This window comes from Massilia sp. P2_C2, assembly GCF_056404615.1.
Genome location: NZ_JBFUDR010000051.1, coordinates 20,623 through 28,201 on the forward strand (window position 1 = coordinate 20,623; position 7,579 = coordinate 28,201).

Annotated in this window: 4 protein-coding genes; 2 read left to right on the forward strand and 2 right to left on the reverse strand. The window is 69.9% G+C overall.

From position 1 onward, the window contains the following. The first annotated feature begins 57 nt into the window (after positions 1 to 57). A complete protein-coding gene (metE, locus tag AC1DYX_RS08855) occupies positions 58 to 2,412 on the forward strand; it encodes a 5-methyltetrahydropteroyltriglutamate--homocysteine S-methyltransferase (protein ID WP_477258375.1) in 2,355 nt (784 codons plus the stop codon). A gap of 115 nt (positions 2,413 to 2,527) precedes the next feature. On the opposite strand, the gene AC1DYX_RS08860 is transcribed toward metE, so the two are convergent. Together AC1DYX_RS08860 and prsT are read right to left on the reverse strand one after the other, a co-directional pair. Further along, positions 2,528 to 4,072, reverse strand: a complete 1,545-nt coding sequence (locus AC1DYX_RS08860; RefSeq protein WP_477258377.1) for an FAD-dependent oxidoreductase — start codon at positions 4,070 to 4,072, stop codon at positions 2,528 to 2,530. A 220-nt stretch (positions 4,073 to 4,292) separates the two neighbouring features. Beyond that, the gene (gene prsT, locus AC1DYX_RS08865) at positions 4,293 to 7,103 is read right to left on the reverse strand and encodes an XrtA/PEP-CTERM system TPR-repeat protein PrsT (protein WP_477258379.1); all 2,811 of its coding nucleotides are present in this window, start codon (positions 7,101 to 7,103) and stop codon (positions 4,293 to 4,295) included. A gap of 240 nt (positions 7,104 to 7,343) precedes the next feature. Between prsT and AC1DYX_RS08870 the strand changes: the two genes are divergently transcribed. Continuing rightward, on the forward strand, positions 7,344 to 7,579 hold a 236-nt coding region (locus AC1DYX_RS08870), incomplete at its 3' end, for a hypothetical protein (protein ID WP_477258381.1).

Genomic DNA, 7,579 nt, shown 5'->3' on the forward strand with positions numbered 1-7,579 from the left:
TTATGCCGGCTGCTCATCGATGATGACAAGTATTATTCATCCAGATGAGGCAACAACATGATCAAAACTCATATTCTCGGTTATCCCCGCATCGGCGCGCAGCGCGAGCTGAAATTCGCGCTGGAACGCCACTGGCGCGGCGAGATCGACGAGCAGGCACTGGAAGCCGTCGGCGCCGGCCTGCGCGCACGCCACTGGGCCGAGCAACGCGCGGCCGGCCTCGATTACGTGAGCGTCGGCGACTTCGCCTACTACGACCAGGTTGCGGACCACGTGCTGCTGTTCGGCTGCGCGCCGGCGCGCTTCGGCTTCGACGGCAGCGAGACGCCGCTGCAGCGCCTGTTCACCCTGGCGCGCGGCGTGGCCAGCGAAGCGCCCGCGGCATGCGGTTGCGGCCATGCGCACGGCAATGGCGATGCCGATGCCGCCACCGCCGGCAAGCCGGCACTGGAAATGACGAAATGGTTCGACACGAACTACCATTACCTCGTGCCGGAATTCGACGCGGCCACCACGTTCTCCCTCGCGCCGGAACGCCTGCTGGCCCACGTCGATGAAGCCCGCGCACTCGGCCACGCCGTCAAGGTCACGCTGGTCGGCCCGCTGTCCTTCCTGTGGCTCGGCAAGGCGAAGGACGGTATCGACCGCCTGGGCCTGCTGGACGACCTGCTGCCGCATTACTGCACGCTGCTGGCGCGCCTGAAAGCAGCCGGCGTGGCCTGCGTCCAGCTCGACGAGCCGATCCTCGGTCTCGACCTGCCGGGCGACTGGTCGCTCGCGTTCGAGCGCGCCTACCACCTGCTGCACGCGGCAGGCGTTCCGCTGCTGCTGGCGACGTATTTCTCGCCGCTGCAGGAAAACCTCAGCCTCGCCTGCAAGCTGCCGGTCGCCGTGCTGCACGTGGACGGCGTGCGCGCGCCGGAAGAGCTGCGCTCCGTGGCTGACTGGCTGCCGGAACACAAGGTGCTGTCGGTCGGGATCGTGGACGGCCGCAATATCTGGCGCAGCGACCTGGACGCCTGCCTCGAACGCCTGCGTCCCGTGCTCGAGCGGCGCGGCGACCTCTGGCTCGCCCCGTCCTGCTCGCTGCTGCACGTGCCGTTCACGCTGGCACAGGACGCCGCGCTCGACCCGGAGCTGCGCAGCTGGCTGGCCGGCGCGCGCGAGAAGCTGGACGAACTGCGCATCCTGAAGCAGGCGCTGGCCGCGGGCGAGCAGACGGTCGCGATGGACCTCGCGCAAAGCCGCGCCGCGCTGGCAGCCCGCCGCGCCAGCCCGCGCGTGTCGCGCCCGGATGTCGCCGCCACCCTGGCCGCGCTGCCGGATGACGCCGACCGCCGTACGTCACCGTTCGCCCAACGCCAGGCCGTGCAGCGCGCCCGCCTCGACCTGCCCGCGTACCCGACGACGACGATCGGTTCGTTCCCGCAAACGGCCGCGATCCGCGCCGCCCGTGCCGCCTGGCGTCGCGGCACCCTGCCCGAAGCCGAGTACCATGCGACCATGCGCGCCGAGATCGCCCACGCGGTGCGCGTGCAGGAAGACCTGGGCCTGGACGTGCTCGTGCACGGCGAAGCGGAGCGCAACGACATGGTCGAATACTTCGGCGAGCAGCTGGACGGCTTCGCGTTCAGCGCCAACGGCTGGGTGCAGTCGTACGGCTCGCGCTGCGTGAAGCCGCCCGTGCTGTACGGTGACGTGGCCCGGCCCGCGCCGATGACGGTTGCGTGGACCGCCTACGCGCAAAGCCTCACGCAGCGGCCGATGAAGGGCATGCTGACCGGCCCCGTCACGATCCTGCAGTGGTCGTTCGTGCGCGACGACCAGCCGCGCGCCCTCACCTGTGCCCAGATCGCGCTGGCGATCCGCGCAGAGGTGACGGACCTGGAGCAGGCCGGCATCGGCATCGTGCAGATCGACGAGCCCGCACTGCGCGAAGGCCTGCCGCTGCGCCGTGCGGCGCGCGACGCCTGGCTCGACTGGGCCGGCCGTGCGTTCCGCATCGCCGCCAGCGGCGTCGCGGACGGCACGCAGATCCACACCCATATGTGCTACGCCGAGTTCAACGACATCCTGCCCGCGATCGCCGCGCTGGATGCCGACGTCATCACGATCGAGACCAGCCGTTCGGACATGGAACTGCTGGCCGGCTTCGGCGCCTTCGCCTACCCGAACGAGATCGGCCCCGGCGTGTACGACATCCACTCGCCGCGCGTGCCGGCCACTAGCGACATGGTACGCCTGCTGCGCAAGGCGGCCGCCGTCGTCCCCGCGGGCCAGCTGTGGGTAAACCCGGACTGCGGCCTCAAGACGCGTGCCTGGCCGGAGACCGAAGCCGCGCTGCGCAACATGGTGGCGGCCGCCCGGCTGCTGCGCGCCGAGGCAGAGGGCGGCCTGGCGCGGGCGGCCTGAGAACCTGTCCCGGCTGCACGCGAACTGGCAGGGTGGGCATTTGGGGCCGGGGGCCCCAAATGAAACGTGCCCACGCGAGCGTCGACGTAACTTGAACGTCAACATGACTCGAACGTCACGCGTGGGCACAGGGTGCCCACCCTACGGGCTGGATGCCGCGCGACGCGAACCAGTCGTCGAACCGCTCGGGTTGCGCCGTGCGGTCCGCCAGCGCCACATAGCCGTCCGGCCGCACGAGGTAGGCGGCGTCGCGCGCGAAGCCGGCCGACTGGCAGGCGTCGCACCAGTCGTAGCGGTGCAGACCGATGCCGCGGCGTGCGCACCAGGAGTCCAGCCCCGGCTGCACGTTGCCGTACACGTGCACCTGCCACGCGATGTCGGACAGCCAGGCATAGTTGTCCGGTCCGCCGTGCCCGGTCCAGGGCAGGCGGTCGCCGCCGCGCACGTGGCCGGCGTGGCCCGCGGACAGGGGGCTGTCGCGGTACTCGATGCCCGTCTGCGACAGCACGCGGAACAGGAACGCGCGCACCGGTTCGATGCCGTACGCGGCCGAGGCGAACAGCGGTGCGATCCGGGTACGCACGAAGTCGGCAAAGCCGCCGTCGGCCGTGACGAAGGAGAACACGCGGTCCGTCGTCTCCACCAGCTTGAGGGCGAACGCCTTGCGCTCCACCTCGTAGCTGTCGATCAGCGTCTCCGGCGCGCGGGCGCGCACCACGTGCGCGAGCTTCCATGCGAGATTGATGGCGTCGCCGATCCCCGTGTTCATGCCCTGCCCGCCGGCCGGGCTGTGCACGTGGGCGGCATCGCCCAGCAGCAACGCGCGTCCGGTACGGTACTGACCGGCGACGCGGTGGTGCACGCGATAGGTCGAGAACCAGTTGACGCGCTCGATCTTCATGCCCAGGCTCGTGATCGCGCGCTGGCGCACGTCCTCGAACCCGAGTTCATGGCCTTCCGCCACCTCGGCGTCGCGCACGGCGCCGATCAACCTGGCGTGGCCTTTCAGGTCGTACGCAAGCAGCAGGGCGAAATCGCCGTCTTCCAGCGACAAATGGATCTCGCCGTCGGCAGACGGGCCGGCCACCTCGACGTCGGCCACGTAGAACGTGTGCTGGTACGTGCCGCCCTCGAAGCCGCTGCCCAGCTGGTGCCGCACGGCCGAATGGGCGCCGTCGCAGCCGGCCAGCCACGCGGCGTGGCACACCGTCTCCCCGCCAGGTCCGCGCAGGCGCGACTTGACGCCATGGGCATCCTGCTCGAAGCCGAGCAGTTCCGTATTGCGCTCGACGCGTACGCCGACTTCCTCCAGCCGGCGCACGAGCACCCGTTCATGGCGGTCCTGCGGGTAGATCAGCACGAACGGATACGGGGTCAGCTCCYGGCCGGCGTCGCGGAAACTGAGACGGGCGCGGCGTTCGCCCTTCACCCACATGTTGATGGCGGGGTTGCGCAGGCCGCCTTCCACGATCTCGTCCGCCAGGTCCAGCTGGCGGTACAGTTCCAGCGTGCGGGCCTGCACGGCCATCGCGCGCGAGCTCGTGCCGGGGCCATCCGTGCGGTCCACGATGCGTACCTTCACGCCCTGGCGTACGAGCCACAGGGCCAGCACGAGGCCGGTCGGTCCGGCGCCCACGATCAACACTTCGGTCTCGTCCATCATGCCTCCAGTCAAGGATTAACTTCAGGCAAAACCGCCCGCCGATGGCGCACGGCAGCGAGACAATATGTTACGCGCGTCCCGCTAGAATGCCACGGACGGGTTTGTTTGCCGCAAGGAGCATGTCGTGAAGATCGTTTGCATTGCCCGGGGCTCGCTGATCCGGGAACCGGGACCGCGCGAGGACACACCGGGCTGGACGCTGACGCCCTGAAAAGGGTCAGCCGCCTGCCTTCAGCCGCGCCATCAGCTTGCGCACGTCGTCGGCCTGGGCGAACCGCATATCGCCCGCCAGCAGGCTTTCCAGCTCCGTGCGCGCGCCCTGCTTGTCGCCGCTGGCGGCCAGGGCCGTTGCGAGGTGGAAGCGGATGTCGCGTGCCTTCGGCGCCAGCGCCTGCGCCTGGCGCAGCACGGTCACGGCGCGCGCCGTGTCTCCCTTGTCGACAAGGATCCAGCCCAGCGTGTCCATCACGTCCGCCCGCTGCGGCGCACCGCGCAGCGCCGCCTCGGCCGTCGCGAGCGCACGCGCGTCGCCCAGCGCCTGGTAGCACGTGGCGAGGTTGTTCAATGCGATCGGGTTGCCGGGCTGGCGCTCGAGCACGTCTTCCAGCTGCGCCGCCGCGCGCTTGAAGTCGCCGGCGCCGATCCACGTCTGCGCGCGATACGCGAGCGCGCGCACGTCGTCCGGATGCGCCCCGAGCCATTTGCCGAGCCGGCTTTCCGCTTCCGGCACGCGGCCCGCCTGGCGCAGCGCGTTGTCGATCTTGATCACCAGCTCGTTCGTCGCGTGCAGCGCATAGGCGCGGTCGTACGCGGCCAGCGCAGGCACCGGCTGGTGCTTCGCCATCAGGATGTCGCCCTGCAGCTGGTATCCGGCCGCGCCTTGCGGATGCCGGCGCTGCAGCCGCTCGGCGATCATCAGTGCGAGGTCGTGGGAACCCTTGCGCACGTACAGCCCGGCCAATTCCACCTGGGCCGACGGGAAGTCCGGCTGGATCGCCAGCACGCTCTTGAGGTCGTCCTCGGCCTGCGTCGTGTTGTTCAACACGAGGCGCAGCGACGCCACCTGCATCAGCGCCGGCGCGGAACGCGGCAGCGCCTGCGCCAGCTGCTTGTACGATTCCAGCGCGCCCTGCACGTCGCCGCGCGCCAGTTGTGCCTTGCCCAGCAGGTCGAGCAGGTCCGGGTCTTCCGGATGGCTCACCTGCAGCCGGCGCGCCAGGTCCAGCGCCTTTTCCGTGCGGCCCGTGCGCAGATACTGCGCGCACAGGTCGACACCGGGGCCGATCGCGCGCGCATCGACGGCGGCGGCCTCCTCCAGCCAGTGCGTGACCTGGGCCGCGTCGTGTTCGCGCTCGGCCAGCACGGCCAGGCCGTCCATCGCCTCCACGCTCGTCTTGTTCCGGCCGAGGAAATCCAGCAGCACCTGGCGCGCCCGCACGGTGTCGCGCGCGTCCAGCGCCAGTTGCGACAGGCCGGCGGCCGCACGGAAGTAGGTCGGGTCGAGCTGCAGTGCGCGGGCGAAGCTGACCCGCGCGGCGTCAGGCTTGCCCTGCGCCGCCAGCACCTGGCCCTTCAGGGCGTGCGGCAGCGGCTGGTCCGCCCGGGCGCGTTCCAGCGCCAGCGCCGCATCGAGGGCGGCGTCGCGCCGGCCCAGCTTCAGGTTCGCCTGCACCAGCGCCTCGCCGGCGTCGGCGGCCCCCTTGTCGAGCACCGCCGCCGCCTGCAGTTCGCGTACGGCGTCGTCCGTGTCGCCCGCAGCCAGGCGCGACAGGCCCAGTCCCGTGCGCAGCGGCGCCGACGCGGCATCCAGCGCGCTCGCCCGCGCATACAGGTCGGCCGCCTGGCCGAAGCGGCGCGACTGCATGTCGGCGTCGGCGGCCAGCCCGAGCACCTGGGCGTCGGCCTGGCGCTCGTCCAGCAGCGGCTCCAGGACGGTGCGGCCCTCGGCCGCATGGCCCGAGCCGATCAGCGCCTGCGCCAGCAGTTTGCGCGCATGCAGGTTGGCGGGATTACGCTCGAGATAGCGGCGGAAATACTGCTCGGCCTGGTAATACGAGCCCAGCCTCAGGTTGACGGTGCCGGCCAGCAGCACGCTCGGCATGTGGTCCGGCACGGCCTTGAGCACCCGGTACAACACGTCGCGCGCGGCGTCCGGTTTGCCGGTCGAGTAGTCGAGCAGCGCCTGCGTATAGCCCACCAGCAGGCTGCCCGGCGCGCCCTTCGCGGCCAGGTCCAGCTCGGCCTGGGCCAGTTGCGGCTGGCGCAGGCCGATCGCCAGATAGGCTTTTTCCACGTGCGCGGTGCGGTGCTGCGGGCTGGCGGCCAGCACACGGTCGTACAGTGCCAGCGCGTCGCCCGGACGCCCGCCCGCGCGCACGAGGTCGGCCTTGAACATCAACGCATCCACATTGCGCGCATCGCGCGCCAGCACGCGGTCGGCGTAACCATGTGCCGCGTCCGCATGGCCTTCCACGATGGCGAGGCGGCCGAGTCCCACGAGGGCCGCCGCGTCCTCCGGCCGCTGCGCCAGCACGTGTTCGTATGCGGCGCGCGCCTCGTCGTTGCTGCCCAGCGCCAGGAAGGCGTCGCCGCGCGCCGTCTGCAACGCCGGATCGTCCGGCGCATGCGCGGTCTCGTCCAGCGCCTTCCTGTGCTGGCCTTCCATCACGAGCGCCGCCGCCAGCGCGGCCAGCGCAGGGCCGCGCTGGTAACCACGGTCGAGCGCCTGGCGCGCTTCCTTCTCCGCCGTCGTGCTGTCGCCGAGGTCGAGATAGGTCTGCGCGAGCTGATAGCGCGTCGGGGCGCTGCCCGGTTCCGCGTCCAACGCATTCTTGAGGACGATCAGCGCCCCCTTGAAATCGCCCTGGCTGCGCAGCTTCGCCGCCTGGGCGCGCTGTTCGGTCGCCGTGGGCTGGTCGCAGCCCGCGAGTGCGGCGGACAGCACGGTCACTGTGGCGGCAACAGCGAGGCCGGCGGCCAGGCGGCTGGCGACGCGCCCGCGCGGGAAGGCGTTGGATCGGATCGGCATGGACGACCTTGTCGTAAGTCAATCGTGTATTTTCGTAGCGCAAGCGCGAATTACGCAAGCAAAAACTGTCGCGCATGACAGCGGCGCCACGCCGCGGTTTCCCGGCCTGTCGGCCACCTTTACAGTTGTAGATAGTCCACGAAGGTTATGAGTATTAAATAATTGATTTACAAGTTAAGTTTATCTGTGGCATGATTCCTGCTACCGACTATCAGTCGAGCGAACCTATTGGGAGAATCTGTGAAAAACGCGATCAGAACGGCCGCCGCGACCGTGTTTGTGCTTGGTGCCAGCCAGTGCTGGGGCGCCACCATCACCGATTCCGGCGTCACCGCCTATTATGGCGCAGATAACCTGGGTGCCGCAGACGTCATCGGCGGCAGCACGTACGACATCTCGAGTGCGGCTATCACCCGCGCCGGCAACGTGCTGACCATCACGATCAATACCAACTTCGCGGGCCAGGCTGCCAAGAC